The 26,265-nt window shown below is 56.7% G+C and carries 23 protein-coding genes and 6 pseudogenes; 19 read left to right on the top strand and 10 right to left on the bottom strand.

Annotation, left to right across the window (positions count from 1 at the left end; all coding sequences use genetic code 11):
- Positions 1-137 precede the first annotated feature (137 nt).
- A complete protein-coding gene (locus CP556_RS24560) occupies positions 138-1,706 on the bottom strand; it encodes an acyl CoA:acetate/3-ketoacid CoA transferase (RefSeq protein ID WP_098728173.1) in 1,569 nt (522 codons plus the stop codon).
- A gap of 146 nt (positions 1,707-1,852) precedes the next feature.
- Here CP556_RS24560 and CP556_RS24565 point away from each other — a divergent pair, with 146 nt between their 5' ends.
- Positions 1,853-2,977 (top strand): acyl-CoA dehydrogenase family protein, encoded by a 1,125-nt coding sequence (locus tag CP556_RS24565; RefSeq protein WP_098728174.1) that lies wholly within the window; start codon positions 1,853-1,855, stop codon positions 2,975-2,977.
- A 1-nt stretch (position 2,978) separates the two neighbouring features.
- On the opposite strand, the gene CP556_RS24570 is transcribed toward CP556_RS24565, so the two are convergent.
- Positions 2,979-3,842, bottom strand: a complete 864-nt coding sequence (locus CP556_RS24570; protein ID WP_176548347.1) for a 3-hydroxyacyl-CoA dehydrogenase family protein — start codon at positions 3,840-3,842, stop codon at positions 2,979-2,981.
- Between the two features lie 131 nt (positions 3,843-3,973).
- On the opposite strand from CP556_RS24570, the gene CP556_RS24575 reads away from it, so the two are divergent.
- From CP556_RS24575 to CP556_RS24585, 3 genes are read left to right on the top strand one after another with little or no spacing between them, the layout of a single operon-like run.
- Positions 3,974-5,146, top strand: a complete 1,173-nt coding sequence (locus CP556_RS24575) for a thiolase C-terminal domain-containing protein (RefSeq protein WP_098728175.1) — start codon at positions 3,974-3,976, stop codon at positions 5,144-5,146.
- Positions 5,143-5,529: a Zn-ribbon domain-containing OB-fold protein gene (locus CP556_RS24580; RefSeq protein WP_098728176.1), complete on the top strand. Its 387-nt coding sequence runs from the start codon at positions 5,143-5,145 to the stop codon at positions 5,527-5,529. Before CP556_RS24575 ends, CP556_RS24580 begins: the two co-directional genes overlap by 4 nt.
- A gap of 10 nt (positions 5,530-5,539) precedes the next feature.
- On the top strand, positions 5,540-5,962 hold the full coding sequence (locus tag CP556_RS24585; protein WP_098728177.1) for an acyl-CoA thioesterase: 423 nt from the start codon (positions 5,540-5,542) through the stop codon (positions 5,960-5,962).
- Between the two features lie 99 nt (positions 5,963-6,061).
- Here the strand turns inward: CP556_RS24585 and CP556_RS24590 are convergent, their stop codons facing one another.
- Entirely contained in the window at positions 6,062-7,699 is a 1,638-nt protein-coding gene (locus CP556_RS24590) for an acetate--CoA ligase (RefSeq protein WP_098728178.1), read from the bottom strand.
- Between the two features lie 310 nt (positions 7,700-8,009).
- On the opposite strand from CP556_RS24590, the gene CP556_RS24595 reads away from it, so the two are divergent.
- The 4 genes and pseudogenes from CP556_RS24595 to CP556_RS24610 all read left to right on the top strand — a co-directional run.
- Positions 8,010-9,707 carry an acyl-CoA mutase large subunit family protein gene (locus CP556_RS24595; RefSeq protein ID WP_098728179.1) on the top strand — a complete coding sequence of 566 codons (1,698 nt, stop codon included), beginning with the start codon at positions 8,010-8,012 and terminating at the stop codon, positions 9,705-9,707.
- Positions 9,708-10,289: 582 nt separating this feature from the next.
- Complete coding sequence (locus CP556_RS24600) at positions 10,290-10,703, top strand: cobalamin B12-binding domain-containing protein (RefSeq protein WP_098728180.1); 414 nt, start codon at positions 10,290-10,292, stop codon at positions 10,701-10,703.
- Between the two features lie 212 nt (positions 10,704-10,915).
- A pseudogene (locus tag CP556_RS24605) lies at positions 10,916-11,068 on the top strand (transposase domain-containing protein); the annotation flags it as partial.
- Positions 11,069-11,182: 114 nt separating this feature from the next.
- A pseudogene (locus CP556_RS24610) lies at positions 11,183-11,692 on the top strand (IS6 family transposase); the annotation flags it as partial.
- A gap of 216 nt (positions 11,693-11,908) precedes the next feature.
- On the opposite strand, the gene CP556_RS24615 reads toward CP556_RS24610, so the two are convergent.
- Positions 11,909-13,111 carry an IS4 family transposase gene (locus tag CP556_RS24615; protein WP_098726333.1) on the bottom strand — a complete coding sequence of 401 codons (1,203 nt, stop codon included), beginning with the start codon at positions 13,109-13,111 and terminating at the stop codon, positions 11,909-11,911.
- A gap of 55 nt (positions 13,112-13,166) precedes the next feature.
- Between CP556_RS24615 and CP556_RS24620 the strand changes: the two are divergent.
- The 3 genes and pseudogenes from CP556_RS24620 to CP556_RS24630 all read left to right on the top strand — a co-directional run.
- Positions 13,167-13,340: pseudogene (locus tag CP556_RS24620) on the top strand (integrase core domain-containing protein); the annotation flags it as partial.
- Between the two features lie 8 nt (positions 13,341-13,348).
- Positions 13,349-13,915: a helicase-related protein gene (locus CP556_RS24625; RefSeq protein WP_098728181.1), complete on the top strand. Its 567-nt coding sequence runs from the start codon at positions 13,349-13,351 to the stop codon at positions 13,913-13,915.
- Between the two features lie 99 nt (positions 13,916-14,014).
- The gene (locus CP556_RS24630) at positions 14,015-14,272 is read left to right on the top strand and encodes a DUF4268 domain-containing protein (protein WP_098728182.1); all 258 of its coding nucleotides are present in this window, start codon (positions 14,015-14,017) and stop codon (positions 14,270-14,272) included.
- Between the two features lie 209 nt (positions 14,273-14,481).
- Here CP556_RS24630 and CP556_RS24635 read toward each other — a convergent pair.
- Both CP556_RS24635 and CP556_RS24640 read right to left on the bottom strand, forming a co-directional pair.
- A pseudogene (locus tag CP556_RS24635) lies at positions 14,482-14,670 on the bottom strand (IS6 family transposase); the annotation flags it as partial.
- A 111-nt stretch (positions 14,671-14,781) separates the two neighbouring features.
- On the bottom strand, positions 14,782-16,167 hold the full coding sequence (locus CP556_RS24640) for an ATP-binding protein (protein WP_098728183.1): 1,386 nt from the start codon (positions 16,165-16,167) through the stop codon (positions 14,782-14,784).
- A gap of 959 nt (positions 16,168-17,126) precedes the next feature.
- On the opposite strand from CP556_RS24640, the gene CP556_RS24650 reads away from it, so the two are divergent.
- On the top strand, positions 17,127-18,050 hold the full coding sequence (locus tag CP556_RS24650) for a hypothetical protein (RefSeq protein WP_098728184.1): 924 nt from the start codon (positions 17,127-17,129) through the stop codon (positions 18,048-18,050).
- An 84-nt stretch (positions 18,051-18,134) separates the two neighbouring features.
- On the opposite strand, the pseudogene CP556_RS27105 reads toward CP556_RS24650, so the two are convergent.
- Positions 18,135-18,377: pseudogene (locus tag CP556_RS27105) on the bottom strand (zinc ribbon domain-containing protein); the annotation flags it as partial.
- Positions 18,378-18,687: 310 nt separating this feature from the next.
- Positions 18,688-19,830: an N-methyl-L-tryptophan oxidase gene (gene solA, locus CP556_RS24665; RefSeq protein ID WP_098728185.1), complete on the bottom strand. Its 1,143-nt coding sequence runs from the start codon at positions 19,828-19,830 to the stop codon at positions 18,688-18,690.
- Between the two features lie 631 nt (positions 19,831-20,461).
- On the opposite strand from solA, the gene CP556_RS24670 reads away from it, so the two are divergent.
- Positions 20,462-21,007, top strand: coding sequence for a hypothetical protein (locus tag CP556_RS24670; protein WP_098728186.1), 546 nt, complete (start codon positions 20,462-20,464; stop codon positions 21,005-21,007).
- A gap of 380 nt (positions 21,008-21,387) precedes the next feature.
- Positions 21,388-22,182 carry an enoyl-CoA hydratase/isomerase family protein gene (locus CP556_RS24675; RefSeq protein WP_098728187.1) on the top strand — a complete coding sequence of 265 codons (795 nt, stop codon included), beginning with the start codon at positions 21,388-21,390 and terminating at the stop codon, positions 22,180-22,182.
- Between the two features lie 288 nt (positions 22,183-22,470).
- Here the strand turns inward: CP556_RS24675 and CP556_RS24680 are convergent, their stop codons facing one another.
- Positions 22,471-22,764, bottom strand: a complete 294-nt coding sequence (locus tag CP556_RS24680; protein ID WP_098728283.1) for an amphi-Trp domain-containing protein — start codon at positions 22,762-22,764, stop codon at positions 22,471-22,473.
- 141 nt (positions 22,765-22,905) lie between these two features.
- Positions 22,906-23,037 (bottom strand): annotated as a pseudogene (locus tag CP556_RS27110) (MFS transporter); the annotation flags it as partial.
- Between the two features lie 247 nt (positions 23,038-23,284).
- Between CP556_RS27110 and CP556_RS24690 the strand changes: the two are divergent.
- From CP556_RS24690 to CP556_RS24705, 5 genes are all read left to right on the top strand, one after another.
- Positions 23,285-24,064 (top strand): cupredoxin domain-containing protein, encoded by a 780-nt coding sequence (locus CP556_RS24690; RefSeq protein ID WP_176548348.1) that lies wholly within the window; start codon positions 23,285-23,287, stop codon positions 24,062-24,064.
- Positions 24,065-24,121: 57 nt separating this feature from the next.
- On the top strand, positions 24,122-24,271 hold the full coding sequence (locus CP556_RS24695) for a helix-hairpin-helix domain-containing protein (protein WP_255291616.1): 150 nt from the start codon (positions 24,122-24,124) through the stop codon (positions 24,269-24,271).
- Between the two features lie 103 nt (positions 24,272-24,374).
- Complete coding sequence (locus CP556_RS24700) at positions 24,375-24,596, top strand: hypothetical protein (protein WP_098728189.1); 222 nt, start codon at positions 24,375-24,377, stop codon at positions 24,594-24,596.
- A 52-nt stretch (positions 24,597-24,648) separates the two neighbouring features.
- A complete protein-coding gene (locus CP556_RS25650; protein WP_141551762.1) occupies positions 24,649-24,963 on the top strand; it encodes a HalOD1 output domain-containing protein in 315 nt (104 codons plus the stop codon).
- Positions 24,964-25,848: 885 nt separating this feature from the next.
- Complete coding sequence (locus CP556_RS24705; protein WP_176548349.1) at positions 25,849-26,259, top strand: universal stress protein; 411 nt, start codon at positions 25,849-25,851, stop codon at positions 26,257-26,259.
- The last annotated feature ends 6 nt before the right edge of the window (positions 26,260-26,265 follow it).

Here is a 26,265-nt window from a genome sequence, read left to right on the forward strand (position 1 = left end):
CCCGCTTAACGGTTCGTGCTTCGTCGCTCCGGGTGCCGACGAATCCCCGTTCAGCCTCGAGTCCCAACTATAGTAGCCACCGAAAGTCAATGCACATCTGATCGCACGACGTCTGTGCGATTAGTGTGTGAATAGTTTCAGTTATTACTATAAAGCACGTCGGTCAGATCAAACCGTTCGTCGACGAACAGTCGCGAATCCATCTCGTCGAGGTCGTCAGCCACGAGCGGCTCGAATCCCATCTCGTCGATGACGTCGGTTTCCACGTCGATACCCGGTGCGACCTCCGTGAGCTCGAGTCCGGCCTCGGTGAGTTCGAAGACGGCACGCTCGGTTACGTAGACGATCGGCTGCTCGATATCGGCGGCGTACTCGCCGCTGAAGGTGATCTGTTCGACCGAGTCGATGAACTTGGGACTCGTCCCCTCGCGTTCGATCGAGAGCGCTCCGCTTCCGGTCTCGATCTCGAGTCCATTGGTAGTCAGCGTGCCACAGAACACGACTTTCTCGGCGTTCTGGGTGATGTTGATGAACCCGCCACAACCGGGGAGCTGTGACCCGAACTGGCTGACGTTAATGTTGCCCGCGGCGTCCGCCTGTGCCATTCCCAGAAAGCCCATGTCGAGACCGCCGCCGTCGTAGAAGTCGAACTGTTGTGGCGAGGACACGAGCGCGTGATGGTTGCTCGCGGTCCCGAAGCTGATCCCGCCGGAGGCGGCGCCGCCGACCGGCCCCGACTCGACGGTCTGCGTGATCTCGTCGTCGATTCCGCCTTCGGCCGCAACGACTGGCACGAGTTCCGGGACGCCCACGCCGAGGTTGATGACCGAATTCGGCTCGAGTTCCATCGCAGCGCGACGAGCGATAATCGTCCGGACGTCGAGCGGAATACCGTCACTCCCGTCGTCGGTCGGCCGTTTTATTTCGCCGCTGTAGGCGGGATTGTAGTCCTCCGCGTACGTCTGCTGGTGGTGGCTCGGCGGTGCCTCAACCACGGTGTCGATCAGGACGCCGGGGACTGTGACGTCGCGAGCGGTGAGCGTTCCCGACTCCGTGATTCGCTCGACCTGTGCGATCACCGTGCCACCGGAGTTGTGTGCAGCCTGAGCCATCGCCAACGTGTTCGAATCGAGCGCCTCTCGCTCCGTGGTTATGTTGCCGTCTTCGTCGGCCGTCGTCCCCCGGATAATAGCGACGTCGATCGGGACCGAGCGATAGTAGAGGTACTCCTCGCCGTCAAAGGTCACGAGTTCGACGATGTCATCTTCGGTGACATCGTTTGCCTTCGCGCCGTCTTGGCGCGGATCCACAAACGTTCCCAGGCCGACGTGGGTGATCGTACCGGGCTTCCCCGCGGCAGTATCGCGAAGCATGTGATCCATCACGCCGAACGGCAGGTTGTATGCCTCGATCTCGTTTGAGACGATTTTCTCCATCAGATCGGGCGTAAAGCCCCAGTGGCTCGCGATAGTGCGCTCGAGCATGCCGTCCTGAACGAGATGCGAGAGCCCACGGCCCTGTTGGTCACCCTCCGCAGCGGGATGATAGAGAGTGAGATCGCGGGGTGTACCGGTTTCAGCGTATCGCTCACCCAGCGCCTCGAGGACGTACTCGGGAATGCCGACGGCGACGAAGCCGCCGATTCCGATCGTATCGCCGTCGTCGATGCACTCAATAGCAGCCTCTCTGGACTGGCGGACTGTCATACGTATGCCTCGAGAGACGCGCTATTTTTAGTTACCTATCTTCGAGTGGCTGTTTGCCGCGTCGACCGAGCGGCCGAATTCGGATCGCCTGTCGGAACAAACGATGGAATCGTACGCTTTACTATCCCGCTCACGAATCACCGCGTATGGAGCCGACAAACGAGCAGCAGCTGATACAGGAGACAGTCCGAGAATTCGTCGAGGAGGAAGTCGTCGATGCGGTCGACGAGTACGACGAGGCGCAGACGTTTCCGGAAGACGTCTGGGACGGGCTCGCCGAGCTCGATCTAACCGGGCTGACGGTCCCGGAAGAGTACGGCGGGTTCGATGCCGACGAAGTGACCTACAGCATCGTCAACGAGGAAGTAGCGCGCGGACATCTGGCAGTCGCAACGGCGCTGTCGGTTCACTGTCTGGCGACGTCGTGTATCCGCCAGTTCGGCACCGACGAGCACAGAGAGCAGTGGCTGCCGGAGATGGTCGACGGCCGGCCGGTCGGAGCGTTCGCGCTCTCGGAGCCGGACGCCGGGTCGAACCCGGCGGAGATGAGCACCGAGGCTCGTCTCGAGGACGGTGAGTACGTGATCAACGGGAAGAAACAGTGGATCACGAACGGAAAGCGTGCGGGCGTCGTCGTTCTGTTCGCGAAAACCGATCGCGACGATCCGGACAGCGTGACGCAGTTCTTGGTTCCCAAAGACACGCCGGGACTGGAAGTCGGCAAGAAAGAGGACAAACTCGGACTGCGCGCGAGCGATACGACGACGTTGCTCTTCGATGACGCGCGAATTCCAGAGGAGAACCGCTTGACTGAGGTCGGTGAAGGGCTGAAAGCCGCGTTTTCGATCCTGACCGGCGGTCGGATCGCAATCGCCAGCCAGGCTGTCGGAGTCGCCCAGGCAGCCCTCGACGCTGCCGTGAGTTACGCCAACGAACGCGAGCAGTTCGGGGAGCCGATCATCAACCACCAGGCGATCGCACACAAGCTCGCGGATATGCAGACGGATGTCCAGGCCGCACGCCTGCTGACGCGCGACGCCGCCCGGAAGAACGACGACGGTCTCGACGCGCAAGCGGCGAGCATGGCGAAGTACTTCGCGAGCGAAACGGCCGTTGACGTCGCGAACGAAGCGGTCCAGGTTCACGGCGGCTACGGGTACACCAAGGACTTCGATGTCGAACGCTACTACCGGGACGCCAAGATCACCACGATCTACGAAGGGACCTCGGAAATACAGAAAGAGGTTATCTCACGGCACCTGACGGAGTGACTTACTCGTACTCATAGAACCCGTTGCCCGTCTTTTTCCCGAGGTCACCCGCCTCGACCTTTCGCTTGAGGAGGTAGGCGGGTTTGTACCGATCGCCCAGTTCCTCGTGGAGCGTCTCGGAGGCGTGAAGGCAGACGTCGAGTCCGATATGGTCGGCCAGCGTCAGTGGCCCCATCGGGACGTTCGTCCCGAGTTCCATCCCCGTATCGATGTCCTCCTTCGTGGCGACATCTTCGTCGTAGGCCCGGATCCCCTCGTTGATCCAGGGCATCAGGATGCGATTTGTGACGAACCCCGGCTTGTCGTCGGATTCCCACGTCGTCTTCTCGAGGTCTTCGGCGAAGGTATGAGCCAGTTCGGTAACATCGTCAGCCGTCTTCTCGCCGACCACGATCTCGACGCCCTCCATGATCGGAACCGGGTTCATGAAGTGCAACCCGACCACGCGCTCGGGGTGTTCGAGGTCGGACGCGATCGAGGTGATCGAGAGCGTGCTCGTGTTCGTCGCGAGGACGGCGTCGTCGCGACAGACCGAATCGAGGTCAGCGAAGATGTCGCGTTTGACCGCGAGATCCTCGAGGGCCGCCTCGATGACGATATCACAATCCGCGAGATCCTCGAGGACAGTCGTGCCGGTGATTCGGTCACGGATGTCGTCGGCTTCATCCTCGGTCAAGCGGTCTCTGGAGACGAGCCGACCGAGGCTCTCCTCGATCGTCTCGAAGCCGCTTTCGACGTACTCCTGTTCGATGTCGCGCATCACGACATCGTAGTCCGCAGCTGCGGTAACCTGTGCGATGCCACTGCCCATCGTGCCCGCGCCGACGACGCCGACACGGTCGATCGTCTCTACGTGCAAAGCCATCACTCGTTGGTGGTCGGACGGTCGTAGTAAATGTCCCGACTCGCGTCGGTGTCGGCGACGCCGACCGCCTGTTGCTGGTCACCGTTCGACACAGCTATACCGGACGAGTCAGTACGTACGCGTGGTAGCTAATGTCGCAGGTACGCCTCGCAGGAACAGGCATGACTTCGTTTGGATCGCATCCCGATCGGACGGGCAGGGACATGTTCGCGAGCGCCGGGCTCGAGGCCCTCGAAGACGCCGGCGTTCCGGCTGCGGACGTCGACGAACTCTTCTACGGCAACTTCGTCGGCACCCTCTCGGAACGACAGGGCCACCAGGGCCCGCTCATGGCGGAGGCCCTCGGAACGACCGTTCCGTCACGCCGCATCGAAAGCGCGTGTGCCTCGAGCGGGCTCGCGGTCCACGACGCCGTTCGGGCGATCGGAAGCGGCGACGCCGATGTCGTCGTCGCCGGCGGAATGGAGCGGATGACGAACATGGGAACAGCCGGTGCGACCGACGGGCTGGCCAGGGCGGCCGACGACCTCTACGAGGTCCGGTCCGGCGTCACCTTCCCGGGAGCGTACGCGCTGATGGCGCGAGCGTACTTCGACGAGTACGGCGGTACGCACGAGGACCTCGCCCATATCGCGGTTAAAAACCACGAGAACGCGCTCGTCAACGATCACGCCCACCTCCAGCAGGATATTACGGTCGCGGAGGCGCTCGAAGCGCCCGAGATTGCGGCCCCGTTCGGCCTGTACGACGCCTGTCCGATCAGCGACGGTGCAGCCGCACTCGTGTTGACGTCCCCGGCGTACGCTGCGGAGCACGACCTCGAAGCCAGCGTCTCGATCACCGGCGCTGGACACGGCGGAGATACGATGGCGCTTCACGATCGGCCGACGCTCTCGCGGACACCCGCTACTCGGGAGGCCGCCGAGGCGGCTTACGACGAGGCCAGTATCGATCCGAATGATGTCGCCATCGCCGAAGTCCACGACTGCTTTACGATCGCGGAGGTCTTCGCCCTCGAGGCGCTTGGGATGTATAGGTACGGCGAGGCGATCGGAGCGGCTCGCCGCGGCGAGACGCGCCGTGACGGGGGACTGCCGGTAAATCTCTCCGGCGGGCTGAAAGCGAAGGGGCACCCCGTCGGTGCGACCGGGGCCGCACAGGTAGCTGCTGTGGCCACGCTGCTCGACGGAACCCATCCGCGCGCCGAGGCTGTCGCCGACGACGCGACGATCGGCGTCGCCCAGAACGCCGGCGGCACGGTTGCCAGTGCGACCGTTCACGTCTTGGAGGTGATGGGAGAATGACTGATGCCACCAACGATGGGTACGACGAGTTCCTCGAGGCGCTCGCGGACGGGGAGGGATACTTCTACGCTTGCTCGAATGAGCACGGCCTGCTTCCGCCGCGGCAGGCCTGTCCGCACTGCGGCGACCGTGAGTTAGCACGCCGAGAACTGCCACAGACGGGAGAGATCGTTACCCACACGACGGTCTCCGTTCCGACGCCACAGTTCGACGACGATGCCCCCTACGTCACTGCTATCGTCGACTTCGGACAGGTACGGCTCACGGGGATCGTCCGCGGAGTCGACCGTGACGACGTCGCGATCGAACAGCGGGTCACTGCAACCGTCGAACCGAGCGAGACAACGGCCGATCGGACGATCACGTTCCGTCCAGCGCAGTAATACGAATCGAATGGCCCACACTACCGACATCACCGTCGAATGGGGAGATACCGACGCTGGCGGGCTGATCTACTATCCGCGATTCTTCCACTTCGTGGTCGTCGGGCTGAACGACTACTTCACTCCGGCCGTCGACGGCGGCCATCCGATGGAGGCCTACCGATCGGACGGGTATCTCCTTCCCGCAGTCGAGGCGTCGGCATCGTTTCACTCGCCGCTTCGAGCCGGCGACGGCGCGACTATCGAGACGACCATCGTCCGAATCGGCGACACCTCGCTCACGGTGGCGTTTTCGGTAACGCACCGCTCGAGCGGCGAAGAGGCCGCCGACGGCGAGGTGTCGTTCGTCTTCGTCGATTCCGATTTCGAGCCGGCGTCGTTGCCCGAGTCGTTTCACGACTGCGTCTGTAACCGCGGCGACGCGACTGAGTGAGCCGGCCTCGAAAATTGACGAACACTCTATCCCTGGAACGGGTGTCGAATACTGCAGCAGAGAATCAGTGGCTCACTCGAGTGAGCCCTCGCGATCCGATTACAGGTTGTGTTTTTCCTGTTCTTGTTCCCGGAGTTCGACGCGGCGGATCTTCCCGCTCGAGGTCTTCGGGAGTTCGTCCGTGAACTCGATCCGGCGGGGATACTTGTAGGGAGCCGTCTCCTCTTTCATGAACGCCTGGATCTCGTCTTTCAGCTCGTCGCTGCTCTCGTAGTCCTCGGAGAGGATCACGTAGGCCTTGACGACGTTGCCGCGTTCTTCGTGTGGGCTGTCGACCACGGCGGCTTCGGCGACGGCATCGTGGCTAACAAGCGCGTCCTCGACCTCGAACGGACCGATACGGTAGCCAGAGGAGATAATGATATCGTCGGCTCGCCCCTCGAAGAAGAAGTATCCGTCCTCGTCGGCAGAGGCGAGGTCACCGGTACGATAGTAGTCCCCGGAAAGCTTCTGCTCGTCGAGTTCCGGCTTCTCGTAGTAGCCGTCGAAGATCGCCGGCGAATCGACCGGGACGGCAATCTCACCGATTTCACCGGTTTCGACCTCTTCTTCGTCGTCGACGTCGATTATCGTCGCGCCGACGCCCGGCGTCGGCTTGCCCATACTCCCGGATTTGATATCGATACCGGGGTAGTTCGTCACGAGCGCGACGGTTTCGGTCTGGCCGTAGCCGTCGCGCGGAGTGACGCCCCATGCGTCCCGGATACGCTCGATCGGTTCGCGGTTGAGCGGTTCGCCCGCCGAGAGCGTGTCGTTCAGCTGGACGTCGTACGCCTCGAGGTCGGCGTTCGCGAACATCCGGTACTGGGTCGGGACGGAACAGAGCTTGGTAACGCTCTCTTCCTCGAGGATCTCGAGGAACGTTTCGGGCTCGAACGCCCCGTCGTAGATGAGCTGGGTCGCACCGGTCGTCAGGCCGACACCGACCGGGCTCCAGAACCACTTCGCCCAGCCGGTCCCGGTCGTCGCCCACAGCAGTTCGTCCTCGAGGTCGGTCTCCTCGTCGACACCCCACCAGTACGGAGCGTTGATGCGATTGAAGCAGTACTGCCAGCGGTGTTTGTGTAAGACCGGCTTCGGCTGACCGGTCGTCCCGCTGGTATAGTTGATCGTCATCGGATCGTCAGCCGTCAGCTCCGGGCCGTCGTAGTCGGCCGATTCATCAGCCATAACATCCGTGGCGGTCGTCCAATTCTCGCCGTGTAGATCCGCCTCGGTGCCATCGAGAACGATTACGCGCTCGAGGGGCGTCTCGTCGAGGATCGGCTCGACCATGTCAGTCAGCGACTCGTGGACGACGATGCTCGTTGCATTACAGTCGTTCGCCCGGAATTCGATATCTTTCGAGCGAAGCATCGACGAGCAGGGGACCAACAGCGAACCGGTCGCCAGCGCACCGAGCTGCACGGCAAAGGCGTCGGGATGACGGGGGAAGAGGTGCATGATCCGGTCGCCTTTGCCGACACCGCTCGCCTCGAGCCCGTTCGCGAACCGATTCGTGTCGTCCCGGATGTCGGCGTACGTCCGTTCCTCGCGATCGCCGTCCTCGTTCAGAAACCGAACGGCGACTCGATCGCCGAACTCCTCGGCGTGGTCGGCGACGACCGACGTGATCGTGTACGAGTCCGGGATGGTCCACTCGAAGCTCTCCACTTCTGCGTCGTAATTTACACCCATACTCGGCTAATCATAGCTCGCCGGCTTGAATCTTTTGTTGTTCGTGGCATTCCGTATCATAGAACGTGGAACTGGTCCGTGCTGAGAGTGACCCCTGGGTTGACAGTCAGACTGAGGCGAAATGCGACACTGTCCCTCCTGGCCGTAGCGTGCCGTCTCGAGACAGGTGACCGCTCGCTCGAGGGTTGCCGTCACGGGCGTCTCCGGAGACGTACCATCAAGTCCAGCGGCGATTGGTAGACCCTGTTGTGACCGGTCAGACACTAGACTAGGGCAAGACTTTAGAATAGTTGTCTGTATACAGTAGACAATGTTCGACGAGCAAGAACTGGCGGATATTTCCCAGCAACGGGAGTCGTGGGAGGAAGATACGCTCGAACCGTTTCTGGAACGTGGCGAACGTAAAGAGCGGTTTGCGACGGTTTCAAACCACGAGATCGATCGCCTCTACACGGCGAACGACATCGCCGATCTCGATTTCGACGAGGACCTCGGCTTCCCCGGCGAGCCGCCGTACACTCGGGGACCGTATCCGACCATGTACCGCGGACGCACGTGGACAATGCGACAGTTCGCGGGTTTCGGGACCGCCGAGGAGACCAACGAGCGGTTTCACTACCTCATCGACGAGGGGCAAACGGGGCTCTCGACTGCCTTCGACATGCCGTCGCTAATGGGTCTCGACTCGGACCATCCGATGAGCGAAGGCGAGGTCGGCAAGGAAGGTGTCGCCGTCGATACCCTTCGTGACATGGAAATCCTCTTCGACGGGATCGACATTAGCGACGTGTCGACCTCGTTCACGATCAACCCTTCGGCGGCTGTCATCTATGCGATGTACATTGCACTGGCCGACCAGCAGGGCATCCCCCGTGACGAAGTCAAGGGGACCCTTCAGAACGACATGCTCAAAGAGTTCATCGCCCAAAAGGAGTGGGTTATCCCCCCCGATCCCTCCCTCAAAATCGTCACGGACACGATCGAGTTCGCCGTCGACGAAACGCCGAATTTTCACCCGATTTCCATCTCCGGCTATCACATCCGTGAAGCCGGATCGACCGCCGCTCAGGAGGCCGCGTTCACGCTCGCAGACGGGTTCGCATACGTGGAGGACTGCCTCGAACGCGGGCTCGAGGTCGACGAGTTCGCGCCGCTACTCTCGTTTTTCTTCAACTCCCACAACTCCATATTCGAAGAGATCGCAAAATTTCGGGCCTCACGTCGCATCTATGCCCGCATAATGGACGAACGGTATGACGCAGAACAACCTGAATCGAAACGGCTGAAATTCCACACACAGACGGCGGGCCAATCGCTGACCGCCCAGCAGCCCCTGAACAATATCGTCCGCGTCACCATTCAGGCGCTGGGCGGCGTCCTCGGCGGAACCCAGTCGCTGCACACCAACAGCTTCGATGAGGCACTGGCGCTTCCGAGCGAGAAGGCGGTCCGCGTCGCCCTGCGGACACAGCAGATCATCGCCGACGAATCCGGCGCAGCCGACATCGTCGATCCGATGGGCGGCAGTTTCGCGATCGAGAAACTCACAAACGAGATGGAAGCCGAAATACTGTCGTACATCGAGGAGATCGAGGAAATCGGCAACGGCTCGATCCGTGACGGAGTCCTCGCCGGCATCGACCAGGGGTACTTCCAGCGCGAGATCGGTGAGGCGAGTTACGAGTACCAACAGCGCGTCGAACACGGCGAGGAAGTCGTCGTCGGCGTCAACAAGTTCACCATCGAGGAGGACACCTCGCCGGATACCCTCCAGATCGACGAAACGACTCGTGAGCGTCAACTCGATCGGCTCGAGCGTGTCAAAGACGAACGCAACAACGAGGAAGTCGACGCGACGCTGTCGGCGCTGTCTGACGCCATCGAAAACCAGGAAAACGTCATGCCGTACATCGTTGACGCGGTAAAAGCGTACGTCTCGATGGGCGAAATCATGCAGGTGTTCGAGGATCACCACGGTGCATATCAGGAGGAACTCTCACCCGTCTGAGTGAGGCGACTCCGCTCATTCGTCGATCCCTTCTGTGTACGACTCCTGTTCGAGACGGTGCACTTCTGATAGGTGTCTCCACCGATCGGTATCTCGTCGACCTCGACTTTCTTGTAGTCACACACTTGCTAACCCCTTCTTGGAACAATCCCCGATTTAAGATGCCGAGACAATCGTGGATCGCTGACTCCTGTGCTACGTTTGGCTCTGGTGAATCACTAGACTGTATCGACTTCAGGGGTATAGACCCGACGACTTGAGGGGCTACTCTGGGGCAATTTGGTCACAATCCCAAGGAATCCGTGATAGCGGAGTGATTGGACTCTACCACAGGCACGCTAAAACCACTCAACCTAACGCCGTATGGCGATTCACCAAAGCCCTACGTTTTGAATTGCATCGATATTGTCGACGGCCGCTTCGTGGACCGTCATATACTACCACAGAGAGTAGCGGAAGTAACCATCTTCACCAGCTCTGGAAACGGTACCGTCGAGACGATACAAATTCACTTTTGAAAATCTACTGCGTTTCATCCGGCATTCCGATAGTATCATACGGTAATACGTAAAACACAGACCTATGAGTGCTGGCAGCGATCAGCAAAGTATTCGGTGTATGGTTGCAAAAGTCGGGCTCGACGGTCACGACCGCGGAGCTCACGTTATTGCACGCGCCTTTCGTGACGCCGGGTTCGAAGTCATCTACTCCGGACTGCACAAAGCACCCGAAGAGATCGTCCAGGCTGCCGTCCAAGAAGACGTCGATATCCTCGGAGTCTCCATTCTCTCGGGCGCTCACGACACGCTCGTTCCAAAGATCATGGACGGCCTCGAGGAGTACGGGGCAATGGAGAACACGCTCGTCCTCGTCGGCGGCGTGATCCCCGAAGAGGATCGCGCCGCACTCGAGGCAGCGGGCATTTCGGCAATCTTCGGCCCCGGGACATCGGTCGAGGAGACGATCGAGTTCGTTCGCGAGAACACATCTGAGTGATGAGTACCGACGAGGCTCTGCTCGCAGGCGAACATCGCGCCGGCTCGAGTCATTTCGAATATCAAGAACCGCTCGCTGGGCTACCGGAAGCTCATCTCAGAGCTATCTGCCCACATGGACGGCGTCGTCTCGAGGTCTCACTGATAAAAATCGTCATAATGGGGGAGAGAACAGAATTGTTCTTCCAATACAATTAGTATGGACTCGAAGCAATTCCTGATGTCGCAGTCTTTGGACCACGTGGTACCGATCCACCCGCTGCGTTTGTGCGTGAATTAGCCGAGAAACACGATCTCTCCGAAGCCGAGTTTCTCGTCGGTGGCTATAGGTATCTGACTGCCCTCTTTCGGCTAGGGGTGAGCGGTTGACCTAACTATAACGAACGAAACCTGAATGAAAAGTGGTTTTAAACTTCCAAAGGCACTGTCTAGTTGAGTCAGTTTGAGAAGTGAGCAGGTCGTTGAGTTTCTTGTCCAAAGATGCTCGCAGACCTGCTCAGTGAGAGCTATGCGGCGGATTTAGAAGAATCTTGGGAGAACGAGCGGACGGCGACGCCCGTCAGGGCGTTCGCCGTCCGCCTCCACGAAACTGGTTGTTCTCTTCGGGAGACAACAACAATTTTAGCCGAATTAGGCGTTGAACGCTCGTATGGAGCGGTCTGGAATTGGGTACATCGGCTGGCTGACAGCGGTTGCGACCCGCCGACGGCGAAGCCGTCAAGGGTCGCGGTTGACGAGACTGCTGTCAAAATCAATGGCGAGTGGTCTTGGTTGTACGCTGCAATAGACATCGAGACAAAGTTGATTCTCGACGTCGCACTGTTTGGTCGGCACGGCACCGATCCGGCGGCTGCGTTTCTGCATCAACTCAAGGAGAAACACGATCTTTCGGAGGCTACGTTTCTCGTCGATCAATTCGGCTATCGGACTGCCCTCTCTCGGTTAGGACTGAGCGGTCAGGTCAACTATACCGAGCGAAACCTGATCGAAAACTGTCCTGTTTCGACTTGATAAGACTACTGAGCGATCGACGACACGAGAGGCTGTGATTCATCAGATCACGAAGCGGTCAATGCTGAAGGAACCTGCTGCAAATGTACTCAACCAGCCGTAATTCTCTAGATTCAGTTCCAATTATGCGTGACTCTCCCCCTCTGGAGAGTGCCGCCGCTCCTGCGGCGGCGCTCTCATGGAGTCTTGAGTGAGTCACCCGTACACGGGAAGCGACTGATTCCAGCGTGTACGGATGAGACGGATCGCTTCCGGCACGCCACCCCGAAGGGGGTGGCAGTGCCGGAACCATTCGATCAGGACGTAACCAATCAATGTACAGAACAGCTCGAACAACACACCGTTCACCGATTGTGAGTGGAAATTCTCGATGTTCGTATACTGCTTCAACTCTCGGAACAGAATCTCGATCAATGTCCGAAGTGTGTAGATATTCATCACATCTATGGGATCGTAATTTGCAGAAGATAGCGTTGTTAGATACGCTATCTCCTCTCCGTCCACGTCCTCAAACAGGATCCGTCGAAACGTTTCGCCGGTCTCGGCGAGTTCAATCAGTTCGTCACGTACGTGGCGCGTTCCTGCTTCGTCAGTGATGTCGATGTCCTGGATTTCCTCCAGGACATCGACCCGAGAATCTGATTGCAATAAACACACGAAGTCCTTTTCCCGCTCTTTCAACGCACAGAAGCGGTCATAATCAAGATAGCCACGATCGAACACGTGAATCGGCGAGTCGAGGTCTGCGAAGACCTCGACGTCGTCTTGGAGATGATCGAACTGGGTTGGTTCACGTGTCTCACCCGCTGTGACGGACACGCCAAGAGGCTGCTTGGCGTGTCCGTCCACACGTGCAGCAAGATTGAGTTTGAGACCCCAGTTACCTGGGTTGATCTCGTCAATGACTTCGTCATCATCAAATTCACTCGGAATAGTAACTGATCTAGTGAGAGCTAGATTTGTTCCATCGAGAGCGACGACTGCTCGATCGAGCCGTTCCAACCGCTTACGCTGGACATTACGTTGGTGATACAGCTGCGATGAATGGAGTAGCCCAAAGAGGACACGAACGACCGCGCGATAGTCGCGGTCGTTCGTATGCCGGGAGAACGTCGACGCAGCCATTTCTTCCAGTTGATTATGCGTGGCCGTCTTCTCGGCCAGTTCAGCGAGTGAATCAGACGGGTGAATCCCTTCGAAGACACCGATCTTGAGATGATTCTCAAAGTCGTGCTTGGCAGTGTACTTGCCGATCTTGAACTGGTCGGCGATGAACTCGCTGTCGACTTCGTCGAGCAACGAGTAAAATTTACTTGCGGTCGTTGGTGACTGACTGTACTCCTCGGATCGGGTCTGACGCGAAGAACGCTGTGTCTGAGAATGAACTGCTTCTGTCATCGTCTCGCTCAATCTAACGGGCTGAGATCGGATTTAAGTACTCGAAATGGCACAGATCGAAAAGTGGTTTCACACCCTCAAAATTCGGATCGACCGCTTCCATAACTCATGGGTGGGCAATCGATCGAGCGTCCGCGAGTGTCTTGAACAATTTATGCACTACTATAACCGCCAGAGACCGCACCAAGCTCTTGATGGAAAGACGCCAATTGAGGAGGTGCAGAACTAGACAGTGCCATCGCATCCAAAGTACCAAATTCGTTTGTCGTTCACGGTCACTTGTCGAATGAGGACACGATAACACAAATCGCTAACTTCCGGGGCAGAGACTCTGGTGCACTCGTGGCACCGATGCTCTTAGACGAGGGAATCGATGTTCCAGATGCTGATGTCGGTATCAACGTTGCCGGAACGAAATCACGCCTCCAACTCGTACAGCGAATGGGGAGAATTCTCCGACCAGGTGGGAAAATTCGACCGGTTTTCCATCATTTCGCTCATCCTGCAGAGATTGATTTGTATTACTCACTTGGTCCGATCGAACCGACCGTAACGCAATCGGTCACACCACAAATCACGGAACGGCTACCAAGACGCATCGGACCAATACAACTCAGTCAGGCACTCAGTATGATCTCTCCTGACCAAGCCCAGCAACTCCTTAGAGGCGAGAGTATAATTGAAGAGCTACGTACGTATTCAGATAACCGATGGTGGCTAAGTTTCCTTGCCGATGACTACCCTGACGAATTTGAGTCTTGGCTCCAGAAACGTGCACATGAACATTCATCAGCAGAAACATAAATTCGATCAATAGAGACTCCACTAGGTAGTGATACTGAATGAAAATTCGTTTCCCTTCTTTATATCCTATGCTTTTAGGTATGCCAGAGTTCGGATCACTTGAGTCGCAAGAGGGATGATACCGATGCGTACTGGCAGTTAGAAGAGGACCGCAACGAAATTGATCAGCAATTCGACCAGGATGTTGTCTGGGATGAACCCAAGGAAACACGTTTCGGGAAGAAACGAAGCCGAATCTGGATCGCGAAACACGGTGATGTTAGTGACGAGGAACAGTGGGGTACGTATCTTGACTGGATGATTGAGAACTGTGAACAATTCAATGACGTGTTCTATGACCGACTACAGCAACTGTAGACATAGCGGGATGCCAGTTAATTGGATGCGATATACAGTCTCAGTAGCGTCTTCTGTCCCCGTGCTACTCTAATTTAATTGATTGAAATCCACACGTCGGGGCCTGACATACCAAATTCCCGGTTGACGGCTCTCGTTCGAGTCGGCTGCCACATGTAGGGCAGCGTCGCCCTGCTGTATCAGAACTATCTGACGGAGAATTCCGGGAGGTTATGAACAGTCGATCGGGCCCGTTCAACACCGAGTATATCGAAAATTAGAACAGTATTTGAAAGCGGAAGTCCAGCAAGATGGAACTGAATACTGAACTTCATCAACAGTCGCGGTGTTGCCTCGCGCTCCACAAAATCCAAGTCAATCTGGCCGATACTAGAACTGAGGCGCGAGTTTTCGGCCATAGAACACTTTGAAAACGCTACGCCTCACTCCTTCAACCGTATCTGAACACCACCACAGATCTGATCTAAAACGAAACACATGCACACTAGTAGAGCCAGACATCCTTACTTCTACGCTACCGGGTCAACGATGCGTTCGAGGGGAAACAACTGCAGATCGTCGCGGTTAGCTGCCGCGTCACGAACAGATTGCGTGAATCCGTTCCGCGCGAACATCGCATACTCGTGCTCTACCTCGCCACCATCAGGCGACCATCGAATCTCATCTGTGTGGTCTTCAAGCGAAGCAAGCGCACTGTAATCGAGTGGCGCGGACGTGAACTTGCACTCACCCGTTACCATCGTCCTATCTGCATCGAACCCAACCACATCCACCTCGTACTCATTGTACCACCAGCGGCCGATATCGGTGAACATCAGATCGGAATAGAGATCAGGGAGGATGTCCCGACAGCGATTTTCAAACTCCTGGCTTACGAAGTCCGCCAGTTCCGGTTCGATGACCGTCTTGTAGGCATCGGTACCCAACCGCTCGTAGCGGTCTTCATTCCCATAGACGAACCGAAACCAAAACTTGAACAACGGATCGAGAATCCGATACCGCCCTCGGCGTGACTTCGTCTTGTCCTCCGTCACCGGGACTTCGCGTTCAACTAGTCGCAACCGCTCCAGTTTCTGCGTGTACGTCGAAATCTGTTTGCCATCGATCCCGACTGTTTGTGCGATCTCGTTTGACGTGGTGTTCCCGGCGGCAATCGCTTTCAGGATGGCAAAGTATCGATTCGGCTCCGTCAACTCAGTTCGGAGCACGTATTCTGGTTCGTCATGCAGAAATCCCTGCCGTGACAGCAGCGACTGCTGGATGACTGTCCCGAGGTCACCATCTAGATCGATACCGTCCAAATAGTATGGCGTCCCGCCAAACACACCCCACGCGAACAGCAGTTGTTCGGGGGTATAGTTCTCGGGAAAGAACGTCCGTACGGCAGCAAAGTCAAGTTGGCGAAGATCGATCTTCTCGGTGAATCGACCATACAACGGACTGTTCCCGAGGAGTGTCGCCTCCTCTATCATACTGATCGAGGATCCAACAAGTACGAGCGTCACACCCGTGTCACGCAACTCCTGATCCCAGAGTCGTTGGATAACCGACGGGAGGCTCTCGTCGGCGTCAATTAGATAAGGGAATTCGTCCAGCACGATGACTGCATCCTGATCAGCAAGATACCCGAGTAGTGATTCCCATTCGCTCTCGATCCGATCGATCCCCGGAAGCGACTCAGCCGCTACGTCCACGAACGCGTCCAGTTGGATCTGTCGGGTTGTTTCAGTTGCCTGGTACAGAACGGCGTCATCGCGGTTTGTTAGTGACTCTCGGACGAGTTCAGTCTTCCCGAGACGGCGACGTCCAAAAATCACAACCATATCAGCGTCATCCGACTCATAGCAATCTCGAAGCCGACTGAGTTCATCCTCCCGATCCACGAATCGATCCATATCATCTAACCGGCGTCCAGCCAAATAAGACTCTCGAATAGACTAATCATGAATAGGCTAATCGAGAATAGGCTAATTGAAGATGGACTAACCGAAGCTTGTTCTCCAGACAGAATACGGTGACAGAGGAAACAGCCCTCTATCGTCGCTGGCGACTGTGAGGACGACCGATATCTCGGTACCGACCGACAAGCGGCCGAGGACTACGACGTGTTTGAGGACGAGCGAACTTTGGATGAAAAAGTGGTATCCTATTGGAGCTCAGTCTGCGGAACCGCGAGAACCGTCAGCGATCACTCTGTCGTCGACACACGGGATAGACCTCACCGCCGCGCCGTGCCGGTGAATGCGGCGTCCGGATCAACACGGACTGAGCCCACTGGGGGTCCACTCGCGCGAGCACGAACAGGCGTCGAGTCGAGCACCTCCTTGCACGGTCATGACAGAGACTACTTCTCAGCACCGCCAAATGGCATCAAAAAGGCAATTGACAGCTGCTGCCTATCTCTCTTCCGCGAGGTAATTGCGGATGCGCCGCCCCTGGGGATAGGTGAACGTGACCATTCCGTAGAGGACCGATGGGGTCGAGAGCAGTTCCGTCGAGGCGAACTGCTGCATCCGCGAGTCCTCAAGGAAATCGATACGATCGATCTCGGCCTCATAAAGTTCGCTGACGAACGGGATCGGGAACTCAAGGAGTTCGCTAATCTGGGCGCGCCCGCCGGATGGCTCTGGGATCTGCTTTTTAGCGTGGATTTTTGGAGGATTGGTGAGCGGCGCGAGCGAACCGACGAGAAAAAGGTACTTCTACGTCAGCACAGAGCCCTTACTCGGTCACGGACTCTCAATTAGAAGGGCGGAAACACAAGTCAAACGTCAGACACCACTGAGATGCGGTACCTTTAGGTTATCAATCCGACAATATTCGGTTCAACAGCTCCGTACGGAATTTTCCACATATGCCCCCTACGATCGTCCTCATTGTGATCGCTGTCCTCGTTGGGATTGCACTCGTCTATGGGTATCGGACGCTCACCGCGCTGCTGGTTCTGCGATCGCTATCGTCGGGTGACGTAGATAGGTCACCAGCGATCGTTGATGGAGAGCCGATCGCGCTCACTGGCGAACTCGTGGTCGAAGAGCCAGTCAAGTCGGGCGACGCAGCCGTCGAAGACACAGACCGATCCGTCGGCGCGTATCTCTGGCGAGCCCGGCATCCAGACAACACCAACAGCGACCTCACGATCGACGAGTGGGGATGGGAGCGCCAACACTGGCACACGTTCGCCTCCGGTATCGAGTGGGGTCGGTTCGGCGTCGCTGCTGACGGACAGACGGTTTACATCGACCCATCGTGGCTTCAGGAAACGACTGGAAGCGAACCACTGGAGGACCTCACCATCGGCGGCATCACGAATACCGAACGGTTCTCAACCTACCTTTGGGACCGATGGTATACCTACCTTCGGGACCACACAGAACACCGCTCTCTCCGCCGGTTCGTTGGCCACGTACAGCGGCACAACGACGACGTAGATCTGGATCGCTATCTGCTGGAAGCGCGTCCACTGCTTGAGGGAACGTCAGTGAGTATCAGCGGAGAACTACACGTTTATCAGGGCGAACCAGTCCTTCGCGGAACCGACGACATACCAATTCTTCTCTCCGACGAGGGTTTCGATGGGCACCGACGCTGGCTCCGGCAGCAAGCCCTCCGAAAAGGGGTCGTTGCCGTGGGGGTGCTGGCCGTCGCTATCAGCTTGTGGTTCGAATTCTACGTTCCACTTGCTGTGCTGATCGTCGGCTACCTCATCTACGTCGGGTACCACTTTATCAAAGACGTTAACATCTTCCTGGAATTTCTGGAACGGTTGCGGAACTGACCACGTAAACTACCCCCACCCTACTCCCTCGGTGCATACGCGGCTCAGTCTTGAGGGCGGAGCTTTGATGTGGACTCCCGGCAATCAGTCTCCGACAACAGGCCGGTGACTCTTGCCATTCAACGTCCCACCATTTATACGCACGTCTACTGGTGTCGAAGGAAATCGGAGATTTCCTGACCATTGGAAAACTTCGTTTTCCAAGACGACTCTGCTCCCCGACGTGAGCGAGGAACGGAATCTGTGGTGTCGTTTCCGGGCGTATCGAAGCCCGATATTCTTCGCTGCATTGACTTCGTAGCTGCACTTTTGGCAATGGAAGTGTTGATACGAGCCCAAACAGTATCGCCCACTTCGTGAGTTCGGCGGCTGGGGAATCCGCTAGACACCCGGGAAGCTCGCATACAACGCCAGTGGCAATCAAGGGGTTTTGATCGAACGGACGAATGGACGGACAGTACTCGTCGGATCACAATACCCTGAAAAGTTCGTTCGGGCTATTGATGAGGCAGCACAGTAGCAGTCCCGGATTTGCGTTTTGACCGTAACGAGAGTGAGGACAAAACGTTGTTCGAGGTGAATGTTGAGTAGTTCTCTGGGTCTTGTTTAGACGCCTCGCAGCGATCGTCAAGTTGATTCAGTCGAACCGATTGAGTTGAAACTTCTCGATAGGGTGATCAGTCTCGCCATCGACAGCGAGGTCGGCTAGAATCGACCCGATGACGCTCGAAAACTTGAAGCCGTGCCCGGAGAACCCCGCACCAACGGCCACCTGCGGATGCTCCGGAAGCGTATCGATGATGAAGTGTTCGTCGGGCGAGTTCGTGAACATACAGGTAGCCAGCCCCATCGTCGAACCGGCGGCCTCAGGGAAGTAGGACTCGGTGAACTCTCGAAGGAGCCGCTCGTCATCTGGCTCCGGTTCCTGATTCCAGTCGTCGGGGTCGATCTGTTCGTCCCTGTGGTGATATCTGCCGAGCTTAAATCCGGGAACTCTGTAGACGGGGAGACCGTAGAATCGACCTTCGGGCACGCTGAGATTCCAGACTGGGAACGAACCCGGCTGGAATAGTTCCGGTCTCTCCGGCTGAAACCATGCCAGAACCTGGCGCTCGGGTTGGGCGAGCCCCTGGAGTGCATCAGTGAGCTTCTGGTTCCAAGCGCCTGCGGCAAGTACGAGTGCGTCTGCCTGATAGGTACCGTGAACCGTCTCAACCGTGACGCCACCCGCTGCCGTCTCTTCCCAGTTTTCGACGGGTTCGCGGGCGCGAACCGTCGCACCTGCTTCTTGTGCAGCTTCGACGTGTCCGACGATGGCTTCTTCGGGGACGATGAACCCGCCGTCGGGTTGATACACGGCCCGGTAGTCCTCAGGGAGTTGGTATCCCGGGAACCGTTCTGCGAGTTCGGCTCCGTCGAGTATTTCGTACGGGATGTCATGCTCCTCGCAGGACGACTTCGACCCAGCGAACACCGGATCATCTGGTGGTCCAGCGTCGATGGAACCGGTGCGATGGATGATATCTCGCTCAGTCTCGTCAGCGAGTTGGTCCCACAGATCATATGCGCGCTCGATGAGCGGGACGTACGATGGGTCCTCGTAGTAGGCTCGCCTGATGAGCCGGGTATATCCGTGAGAGGACCCCTTCGTGTGGGGGATATCGTACCGCTCGAGGCCGAGGACATCTAGCCCTCGATGCGCGAGATGATAGGTAGTCGCGCTCCCCATACCACCGACTCCGACGACGATAATATCGTGTTCTGAGTCAATAGATGGCATGTTCTCCCTTCGGACGATCTGTTCTTAATGGTTCGGAAGTGAACAGAGAGCCGATGAATGTCCGAAATGGGCCCTTACGTACGGATATCTATATATGAAACTGGAACCAAGCCAATCCGGAATCAACTACCAACTTCATGTACATGAAAGAGAACTTTCGCGACGGGTAACCGTCCTAACTGGATTTTGACACTAACGAGACGGTTGTGCTAAATATAGTCTCTGTATTCAGCAGGCTATTTTTAATATATTATATAGTTAGATACCTGCTCCGCTACCGCCTTCGTCTGTACTTACCACGAGTGCTACGTCCGAGCGTCTGAGCAGGGTTGGACAGACGATCTCGAGTCAACAATACGTACAGGGAAGGACGCACGCTCAGTAAAGTAGAATAACGTACGACCATTCTATTGACCGATTTCTACCGTGTGATCGTGGCTGAGGGATCTCATCATCTATCCACTTGGAAATGCTGAGGAGACGCCTCGACATTTTGGGGCTCATTCACAACTCTATGTCAACCCAACCACTTTTTGTATGATACCTGTGATTGTCTCGGCGTGAGGAGTGATACTGTATGTCACTGACCGGGGCACAACGACCAGCGAATCGACGCGAACGGTACCGCTTGATGGCTGATGCCGCTACTCGACCGTTTGCGGTCGGTTCCGTCACCGTTCCCTTGGTACTCCCCGTTTTGGGCTATCTCTCCGCTGATGTCCGAATTATGTTTACCGTCCACCTCTTCCTTGGTGCGTTCTGGTTCGGTACTGCGGTGCTCGGCGCAGTCGTCCTCGGCCCTGTAATGGGGAGTCTCTCTGAGGACGCGAATGCCGAGTTCGCCGAAGGATTCGTCCCGAAGATGAACCTTCTTATGGAACCAGTTTCAGTCGGCGTTATCGGCTCTGGAATCGGCCTTGCCAGCATGATGGGACTCTGGGCATCCCCGACACCGTCACTGTGGGCGGCGCTTGCCCTCGCTATCGCGCTGCTCGTCCTTGGATTTGGCCCACTTCACCAATTTACAGCCGGTATGTTCGACGAAATTGACGCCGAAGAGACCGACCACGAGCGACTCTCCTCTTTAAATAAGAAGTACGGCATGCTGAGTCTAGTTGAGCTCCTCCTCATGGTCGCCATTGTCGCTACCATGTCTGGCCTTCGCTGGGGCTTGTGAATTACCCTACCCTACTCGCTCACAGCTATAGTAGCCACTGCAAGTCAATGCACACCTGATTGCACGACAGCTGTGCGATCAGTGTGTAAATAGTTGCAGTTGTTACTATAACAGTATATTGGGGTGCGGGCCGCTTGAAAAGTCGATTGAAATCGTCGGTTGTCGCATTCATCCCCCGGGTACAGTGACCCGGGGAATTCTGCTTGTACCGTGTAAGCGTGGGTGCGGGAACATTTGACTCGTTCTTGGAGAAGGTCACTACTGACCGTTATGGACCGTGCCATTCCGAGTGAGAGCGTCTCCATTCCTCGATTAGGATCGCTGCTCCGTCGCTGAGAGGCGCCCAACGGTATATGTGGGTGGCTCAGAATGGGTGTGGTATGGGAACGTATGACTGTCTCGAGTACGCTATAGACGAGGGCGTGGCCCGAATCGCACTGGATCGACCCGAGGCCCTCAACGCATTGAATCCGCCGTTACTGCGCGAACTTGAGGACGGGATCGAACGCGCTGAGGGCGCCGATGAGGTTCGAGTCGTCGTCCTGAGCGGCAACGGTCGAGCCTTTTCGTCGGGCTACGACATCAGCGAGGCCGAGACCGACAAATCGACCGACGACCACATCCTCGACCAGCGGACTCACCTCGAGGCGATCTTTTCGTCGCGGCTTCCAGTCATCGCGGCGGTCGACGGGCCCGCAGTCGCCGGTGGGTGCAACCTCGCAATCTGTTGTGATCTTACCTTCGCGACGGCGCCCTCCGAATTCGGCTATCCAGACATGCACTTCGGCGAACCCCCGCCGAAGTTCGTGTTACCGTTCGTAACGAACTCCCTGAAAGACGCCCGGGAACTGCTCTATTCGGGGAAGACCGTCGACGCAGCGACCGCCGCCGAGATGGGACTCGTCAATCGAGTCGTCCCCGAGGGCGAACTGGACGCAACCGTCGAGACGGAAGTGGCTGCGATCAAAAAGACCCCGAGTACGGCCGTTGCGATCGCGAAAGACATGCTCAACGATGTACAGGAGACCCAGGGATTCAGACGATACGGCCGCGTCGACGAGTACGTGGGCGCCCTCACCATGGAATCTTCGTCGCCGGAACGGTTTCGCGAAATCCGAGACGAGGAGGGGTTGCAGGCCGCCCTCGAGTGGATGCACGAAACCGACAAAGCCTGAGCAAAGGGTCCGCTCATCTCTCAGTATTCTTCTAAACCCGAGTCATAGCTCTCGCTGAGCAGGTCTGTGGGCATCCTCACTAATTTACTCAACGACCTACTCGTTTCTCAAACTGGCTCTACTCGACAGTGCCCTCCAACTCTATCGGTAGCTGGTCGATAGACGGCGACCCACGGCGTGACATCATCTCCCTGTACTGACCGTTGATGGGGGCAATCCTACCACCACCGGAGGGTTTCAACAGAGCCAGATTACCACGTATGGCTACAACAGGGACTACCGTTCGAATTATTCGTCTGCCGATACTGCTTCGCCGTCTTCCATCTGCCATTCGAGTTCGACTTCGAACTCGGCCTCGTCGTCGGTGGTCTCGTACTCGACTTCCAGTTCGAAGCGCTCTGGTACCGCCACCGTGAAGCCGTTCTCTCCTTCAATGTCTATCGTCCCGTTCTCGACACCGGCAGCGACTTCTCGTAGAATCTCCGCGCCGTCTGCCCGATCCATCACTCGCTCCCCTTCGCGTTCCGTCTCATCATCTGCCAATTCCGCTTCAGTCTCGGCTTCTTGTTCGTCGTCCGCCATACCGATCCTACGACGGCTACAAATAAAATATACTGGGCTACACTTCAGACTGAGTTGATCGGCGGTCGCACCGCGTCTATCGAGACGCGACCGGGGAGATCCGTTGCAAGACTGAACGCGAGTTCCATTACCATCTCTGAATAGTTCTGTGACGGTTCCACCGATAACGAACCCGCTCAGCATATCGAGGCTTCCGAACACGTTGAAGCCACCCATCGCAGCGCCCCGTTCTGTCGCTGGCACGATGTCGGTGACGAGAGGCATCGTCGTCGGATACGGTACTCCAGCAAGAACTTTGACCCAGATCCCGCTCTAGGTTAGAAAACGCATGACGCTCAAGGAGTCGCGGGGAATAGAACGGACGCGGGTGGAAGGCGTCTATGGCGTTGGGGAGTAGATGGCCGATACTGTGTTCTAGCGAATTCAGTAGTTCTCCCACATCGTATAGAGTGCTGAAAATATAAGGAAATAATACATTCAAGTGGAAGAGTATTTCAGTCCGTCATTTGTCGCCATGACTGTGGCTGACAAACACTCACTGTCAGACGGAAATGGGGAAAGCGAATCGCAAACAATGCTTAACTCGAATCGCCGCCGATTCCTTGCTGCACTCGGTGTCGGTGGCATGGCGGCAACCGCCGGATGTGCTGGCTCGGGTGGCAATGGCGACGATGGGAACGGAAACGGCAACGGAAATGGAAACGGAACTGGGGACAATTCAGAGATGACTATTAACGCACGCTTTGGAGCGACGGTAACTGCCGACGAATCAGCATCGATTGACGCCGACCACACTGTTGATCTGCTGCTCCAACCACGGGAGAGCGCCCCGATGCCAGAGTTCTATTTCAAACCGACGGGGCTGTACATCGAACCTGGCGACACGGTCAAGTTTAACATGTCGACACCACATCACAACGTCAACGCCTATCACCCAGCATTCGGGTACAACCAGCGGGTTCCTGACGAGACGCCTGCCTACTCGTCGCCGATTCTGTCAGGCGGCGATGCGTGGTACTACACATTCGAGCAAGAGGGCGTCCACGATATCATGTGTGCGCCACATGAACTGTTCGGAATGGTTGGCCGGATCGTTGTCGGATCGGCGAGTGGTCCTGGTGCAAATCCCGTCGGCGAGGCACCCGGGAACGAACAGTCACGTCCACCGGAGTACACCGCCGGTTCCGTGCTTGGCGATCCCGCGCTCGAGGCGGAGGCGGTTGTCGAAGCAGAGACTGTCGCCTGGAGCGATATTGCCGCCGAAAACAAACAGCCGATGCTAAGGCCGGTCGAGGAATAGAGCTACTGATAATACGATCCATTTCTTTCACAGGTAGTTTGACACCTCATCGAGGATATCAACGGCGTCGGGCCGGCGACCTCCAAGGCGATCACCCGAGAGTTCGACAGTCTGGACGACCTTCGCGAGAGCGAGCGGGCCCGATTGGAAAGTGTGTGTGGGGTTGGGGACGAGACGGCTGAGACTATTTTGGATCGAGTGCAGTAAACGACATCTGGTGGCATGAGAGGCATTCCATTGTTATGTTGTCTCCCACACAGCTTTTGTTGATCCAGACCGTTATAGTCAACCATACTACAATTTAGAGAAGATGAAATCTGATCCACCAAACCAAGACGAGATCGAGGTTTCGCTTGAAGACGATACGGAACTGGAACTCACAGCGGTCGAGATTGATTCAGAGGGATTCCCGCTCGAGTTTTCGGTCGACGGTGTGATTCGGGAGGTCGATTCTGGCATCTTAGAGGACCTGCAAGGGAATGATCTCAAGCCAGTTGCTGTTCGCTTCCAACTTCTTAGTACAGACGAGTAACTGCTTTCCAAATAATAGACTTATTAGTAGACGCGCACTGGTAGCCCTTTGCATGGGTACAATCGAGGAATACCGCCCCCTAATTACAGACGGTGGCACTAATTTTCAAACGAACTATTGTGATGAGAGGCCTGTTCAAGCAATTGCACGGGCGCTTTCCGCGGTTGAGAACACCCCAGCCGAGGATATGCCCCCGTTCTATCAGTATGCAGATCCCGATGCTATGAACCGACTAATGGAGACAGCTCGCGATTCCAATCAGGATATTACCGTAGAAATGGCTATCGAAGACTACAATATCACAGTCGATAGCGACGGGACGATATCGATTAGCGATCTCGGCGGTTGTTCTGAGGACTCTGAATAGGCGAGAGTTAGTCGGATAGGGTACTACATATGGGTAGCTACTGCTGTCACAACAAAACGGTTCTCGGGCGGGCCTAGACAGGTTAGTTACCCATCGGTTCAACGTTCTCGAGCCCCACTTTCTTCACTTGCCATCATTCCCCTCCGAACGGACCTGAAGCCGAACATCGAAACTCGTCGGGCCTCGATCTGTCGCCAGGAGTTCGACCATGAGCCTATCCCCGTCGCGGCGATACAGTGTCTTTGCTAATTCGAGTGTGTCGCCCGACGCGTACAGAGTAGAGGGCAAATTGCGATTCGAACCGCTCGAGATGTCTGACGAGGCGGTGCCGTGTGACGACCGTGACTTGTGGATTGAAGTACGTATAATCGGGGGAGCAGTCCCCGGTAAAGGGGACTGAGATGGCGACAACTGTCCTCGAGTGGTGAGGAACCGATCGCTGGATTCCCTCTTGGACTTTTCACGATCGCAGTGAATGGGACAAACGCAGACCGAGATAGGTGCGCTTGTCCCTGGCCCGAACAGGCAATCGGAAGGTCACGTTCAGGGGTTCAGTGCGAACACTCACCATTACTGGCGAGCGCCGAGTCGGTCACGGCATGATCTGCCCGTAAAGTCCCAGTTATCGGTTGTTCGGGCAGATCGTGTGATACTATACCGAGGAATCGGATAATGCTTGGCCTGTCGAATACAGGGAAGGGTAAGACCGTTGACTCCCTGTTCTACGCCACCGTAGGGACACTCGTCTACTACACTCATGACCGCCTCTCTGCCTCGGAGGACCCCGTTACCGAGGCGAAGTATCTCTTCTCGGGACTACTACTTCTGCAGGCCAGATTACCATTGGCCGTCACGTATATACTTCGCCCACACAGAAAATCTATAATGTCGGATACAACAACCATTTTGGCACCCATTCGCTATCCACTCACAAAAACAAGTATTCAAACGCTCTCGTTTGCAAACGATCTTTTTGCGTCAACCGACAATGGGGAGATCTATGTATTGCATGTAAATATCTTCCAAAATGGGGACAAGACCCGTAAGGGCGAAATTCAACAGGCGATTTCTCCGCTCTTTGAGGAATGCACCCCTATCGTAGTCACTCGAAATGGATTTCTCGTTGAAGAGATTATCTCAACCGAGGCAAGCGAGCTTAGTGCAGATATTATTGTTGTCGGCAAAAATCGAACACCGAAATGGCGACGGTTTATCAGTAAAATCATGGGAAACGAACCTGCGGTGGAATCCCATCTCCGAGAGCAGACTAATGCAACGGTCGAAGTTGTTGGATGACTCCTT

Source organism: Natrinema sp. CBA1119 (genome assembly GCF_002572525.1).
Lineage (GTDB): Archaea > Halobacteriota > Halobacteria > Halobacteriales > Natrialbaceae > Natrinema.

Bases quoted from the DNA above. Each gene is read 5' to 3' on its own strand.
- CP556_RS24600 (WP_098728180.1), top strand. From the start codon at position 10,290: ATGAGTGCTGGCAGCGATCAGCAAAGTATTCGGTGTATGGTTGCAAAA.
- CP556_RS24680 (WP_098728283.1), bottom strand. From the start codon at position 22,764: ATGGCGGACGACGAACAAGAAGCCGAGACTGAAGCGGAATTGGCAGAT.
- CP556_RS24670 (WP_098728186.1), top strand. From the start codon at position 20,462: ATGGCTGATGCCGCTACTCGACCGTTTGCGGTCGGTTCCGTCACCGTT.
- CP556_RS24615 (WP_098726333.1), bottom strand. From the start codon at position 13,111: ATGACAGAAGCAGTTCATTCTCAGACACAGCGTTCTTCGCGTCAGACC.
- CP556_RS24705 (WP_176548349.1), top strand. From the start codon at position 25,849: ATGTCGGATACAACAACCATTTTGGCACCCATTCGCTATCCACTCACA.
- CP556_RS24585 (WP_098728177.1), top strand. From the start codon at position 5,540: ATGGCCCACACTACCGACATCACCGTCGAATGGGGAGATACCGACGCT.
- solA (WP_098728185.1), bottom strand. From the start codon at position 19,830: ATGCCATCTATTGACTCAGAACACGATATTATCGTCGTCGGAGTCGGT.
- CP556_RS24700 (WP_098728189.1), top strand. From the start codon at position 24,375: ATGAAATCTGATCCACCAAACCAAGACGAGATCGAGGTTTCGCTTGAA.
- CP556_RS24675 (WP_098728187.1), top strand. From the start codon at position 21,388: ATGGGAACGTATGACTGTCTCGAGTACGCTATAGACGAGGGCGTGGCC.
- CP556_RS24640 (WP_098728183.1), bottom strand. From the start codon at position 16,167: ATGGATCGATTCGTGGATCGGGAGGATGAACTCAGTCGGCTTCGAGAT.
- CP556_RS24590 (WP_098728178.1), bottom strand. From the start codon at position 7,699: ATGGGTGTAAATTACGACGCAGAAGTGGAGAGCTTCGAGTGGACCATC.
- CP556_RS24595 (WP_098728179.1), top strand. From the start codon at position 8,010: ATGTTCGACGAGCAAGAACTGGCGGATATTTCCCAGCAACGGGAGTCG.
- CP556_RS25650 (WP_141551762.1), top strand. From the start codon at position 24,649: ATGGGTACAATCGAGGAATACCGCCCCCTAATTACAGACGGTGGCACT.
- CP556_RS24565 (WP_098728174.1), top strand. From the start codon at position 1,853: ATGGAGCCGACAAACGAGCAGCAGCTGATACAGGAGACAGTCCGAGAA.
- CP556_RS24560 (WP_098728173.1), bottom strand. From the start codon at position 1,706: ATGACAGTCCGCCAGTCCAGAGAGGCTGCTATTGAGTGCATCGACGAC.
- CP556_RS24580 (WP_098728176.1), top strand. From the start codon at position 5,143: ATGACTGATGCCACCAACGATGGGTACGACGAGTTCCTCGAGGCGCTC.
- CP556_RS24650 (WP_098728184.1), top strand. From the start codon at position 17,127: ATGCCCCCTACGATCGTCCTCATTGTGATCGCTGTCCTCGTTGGGATT.
- CP556_RS24575 (WP_098728175.1), top strand. From the start codon at position 3,974: ATGTCGCAGGTACGCCTCGCAGGAACAGGCATGACTTCGTTTGGATCG.
- CP556_RS24570 (WP_176548347.1), bottom strand. From the start codon at position 3,842: ATGGCTTTGCACGTAGAGACGATCGACCGTGTCGGCGTCGTCGGCGCG.